Below are 3,149 nucleotides of genomic sequence, written 5' to 3'. Positions count from 1 at the left end.
ATCATCGATCGAAGATCCTGGATGGTCGAATGAAGGGAGTGCGTGCCCGCAATGCATCCCGATCATGTCAATTGTCGGGGCGCCGATCTCCGTTACAGGCGGCCGCCATCGACCGACAGGATCTGACCGCTGATCCAGCCGGCCTGCTCGCTTGCCAGGAACAGCGCGGCCGACGCGATGTCCTCCGGCTTGCCGAGACGGCGGGTGTGCAGCGAATCCAGGATGCGCTGCTGGCCTTCCGGTCCGTAGGCCGCCCATTGCGCATGGGTCGCCGGATTGGTCAGGATCAGGCCCGGCGCCACCGCGTTGGCGGTGGTGCCGTGCGGACCGAGTTCGAACGAAAGCTGCCGCACGAGACCGACCACCGCATGCTTTGCCGCGGTGTACGCCTGGATGTTGGTCATGCTCGGCCGCAGGCCGGCGCCGGATGCGATGGCCACGATCCGTCCCCAGCCGGCCTTCTTGAGATGCGGCGCGGCCGCCTGGCTCAGCCATAGCGCCGCCTCGACATTGGCCTCGAACAGGATGCGCCAGTCGCGCTCCGTGATCTCCTCGAGCGGCCGGCCGACCTGGCCGCGAACGCCGCCGGCGGCCAGCGCCAGAATGTCGAGCCGCCCTTCGCCGGCGATCACCTCGGCGACCAGGCGATGCGCCGCCTCGCGATCGGACAGGTCGCAGGCATGGACCGGGGCCGACACGAGATCGCCCGCGGCCGAAAGGCCGACCGCATCGAGATCGGTCAGGTGAACGCGGGCGCCTGCGTCAGTGAAGGCCCGTGCCATCGCGCGCCCGATACCCTGAGCTGCGCCCGACAGCAGCACGACACGTCCGTCCAGCCGAATATTCATGATGATGCCCTATCGTGCGAGATCGTCCTCGATACCGATTGCTTCGCGAAGCTGCAGGATGTGGATGAGAGCTGCGCAACGCGGCAGCATGACCGTCCCGAATAGTTCGAGCTGTCGGGCACGCATGGTCGAGATATAAGCAAGCTTTATGCGGAAGCAGCAAGTCTCAGGCATGATACCTCCGGGCATGATTCCGCATGACCGCGACGCAGATGCGCCCGGGCGATGTCTCAAGCGCTGTCCCTCTCGAAAGCGAGGGCGCAGGGAAGACCGGGCATCGGCTGATGCCCATGGCCCCCGTGCAGCGGAAAACGCACGGGGCAGGAACCACAGGTTCAGCCGAGAATACCCGGCCCTCCCTGCGCAATGGTGTTACGACTTATAGCGCGCTCTCCCGGGTGAACGGGCTCTCTTGCCACCCTCGCCTCGCATCAGTCCTGCGAGACTTGATCCCAGCGTCGCGGGATCAGGACCACACGCCTTCGTCGTCCGCGAAGATGCCGCTCGTCTGGCAACACCGTCGCGTCCATCGCATCCCGCCTCCAACGCTCGTGACGATCGCGTAGCGCCCCTCGTAATCGGAGGCGGGACGCGGCAGTTATGGCATACTTCTGAAAATAAGAAACAAGAATATTTTTGCGCGACGATCTGGACACCCCGAATCGGCTTGAACGGGTTCGCGAATTTCGATTTTTCGCGCAGGGGATTTCTGGGCTCCCCTGGCTCGCGGGCGACGGGCCACGCCCCGCACGTCGCCGATTCTACCCAGCGCCGCGCGCTCGGCTTGGCTCGCCGAAGCCGGAGAGAAGGAAGACGGGGACGACGGGATGACTGGCCCATCCAATCCAAGTAGAACTAGCGCATGAACACTCACTGGCAATACGCGCGCGTGCTCGGCGAGGATGATATCGAGATTGCGGCTCGCGCGGCGCCTGAAGACCTCCGTCAAGTCGGACACTTCCACGACGAGGTCCAGATCGCTGCCGTGTTCGAAGGATGGCGGTCGTTCACTACGGCGATCGGTGTCTTTCGCGCCGAAGCCGGGCAGATTGTCGTACTGCCCGCGCGGCTCGTTCATGCGCCAATGATGCGCTCTTGTTCCATTGTCACGAACATATACATCGCGCCCGATCATCCTGCCGTGTCTGGTGTTGCAAGGCCTTCGACGATGGACGGGCGCGGCGCAGCACGGCTCAATGAAATCCTCGACCGTGTCGCGTCCCAGATGTCGCGGGTCGCTGCGGTAGAAGGATACGAGGCGGCGCCACGATGGATTGACCAGATCGCCGCAGCCGAACAGCCGATTGCGGCTGTAGCCGAGGCCGAAGGCCTCTCCATTGACGGTTTCATCAGATCGTTCACACGGCAGGTCGGTGTAACCCCTGCGCAGTACCGCATCGCGCATCGCCTGAATGTTGCGCGGGCGATGCTGAAACAGGGTGTCTCGGCCGCGGAGGCCGCTCAGGAAAGTGGTTTTTCCGACCAAAGCCACCTCGGGCGCTTCTTCCTGCGGGCCTACGGGACGACACCATCTGCCTACCGTAGGTGCATGCTGACGGCTCGAACGTCGATTTCGTTCTAGAAAGTAGCGCTCGACCGATGCAAGCTCCTCGAACAACGTGCCGGAGAGGCTTGTCGTGATTGGCCTGTTCTTCGAAGTTCAACCGCTGCCGGGACATTCGGAGAAATACTTCGAGCTCGCCGCTCGTCTGCGTCCCGAACTGAGCAAGAACCCCGGCCTGATCTTCATCGACCGATACGAAAGCCTCGATCGGCCTCACATCGTTCTTTCTCACTCCTGGTGGGATACCGAGGCATCATTGATCGCGTGGCGCGAGCACAGCGGGCATCGTGCGATCCAGCGCGCCGGACGCGAACATCACTTCATGGACTATCGAATACGGATCGGTCGCGCGTCTGCGGACCATGGCAACGACGCGCGAGCGCGCTTGTTCGTGGACTATTTCGACGGCGAGCCGGCTCCACGGGCGGGCGGCGAGCGCTTCAAGAGCGTCTATCGAGACGGAAAATACCTGCTTCTTTCGGCATCGAGTGCCGCAACGACCGAGTCATGCGCGGACCGCCGCGTGTTCGACGTCATCCGCGACTACACCATGTACGACCGCGCCGAGGCGCCGCAGCAGTATCCTGCCGTCGAGCGGAGATGACGATATGTGCGCCCTGACAGCTTTCCAAGCGGACAGAGATCGGTAGGGTGGGCTAATCGTACTGAGTCACAAGAAGACTCAAGCCATTGAATCGACTCGTCTTTGTGCAAATATGGTCGTTCCAAAAAGCTCA

Annotated in this window: 3 protein-coding genes; 2 read left to right on the top strand and 1 reads right to left on the bottom strand. The window is 62.9% G+C overall.

The features are described 5' to 3' along the window. Window positions 1-92 precede the first annotated feature (92 nt). Window positions 93-848, bottom strand: coding sequence for an SDR family NAD(P)-dependent oxidoreductase (locus tag JOY90_RS37615; protein ID WP_291696147.1), 756 nt, complete (start codon window positions 846-848; stop codon window positions 93-95). Between the two features lie 862 nt (window positions 849-1,710). On the opposite strand from JOY90_RS37615, the gene JOY90_RS37610 reads away from it, so the two are divergent. Both JOY90_RS37610 and JOY90_RS37605 read left to right on the top strand, forming a co-directional pair. Then, on the top strand, window positions 1,711-2,430 hold the full coding sequence (locus JOY90_RS37610) for a helix-turn-helix domain-containing protein (RefSeq protein ID WP_291696146.1): 720 nt from the start codon (window positions 1,711-1,713) through the stop codon (window positions 2,428-2,430). A gap of 55 nt (window positions 2,431-2,485) precedes the next feature. Next, window positions 2,486-3,016 (top strand): antibiotic biosynthesis monooxygenase, encoded by a 531-nt coding sequence (locus tag JOY90_RS37605; RefSeq protein ID WP_291696145.1) that lies wholly within the window; start codon window positions 2,486-2,488, stop codon window positions 3,014-3,016. Window positions 3,017-3,149: the final 133 nt, after the last annotated feature.

The sequence above is a fragment of the Bradyrhizobium sp. genome, assembly GCF_019242285.1.
In the GTDB taxonomy this organism is placed as follows: Bacteria; Pseudomonadota; Alphaproteobacteria; order Rhizobiales; family Xanthobacteraceae; genus Bradyrhizobium.
The sequence above is the reverse complement of the archived record's forward strand: the minus strand, read 5'-3'. Positions and strand labels throughout refer to the sequence as shown.

Bases quoted from the DNA above. Each gene is read 5' to 3' on its own strand.
- JOY90_RS37615 (WP_291696147.1), bottom strand. From the start codon at position 848: ATGAATATTCGGCTGGACGGACGTGTCGTGCTGCTGTCGGGCGCAGCT.
- JOY90_RS37610 (WP_291696146.1), top strand. From the start codon at position 1,711: ATGAACACTCACTGGCAATACGCGCGCGTGCTCGGCGAGGATGATATC.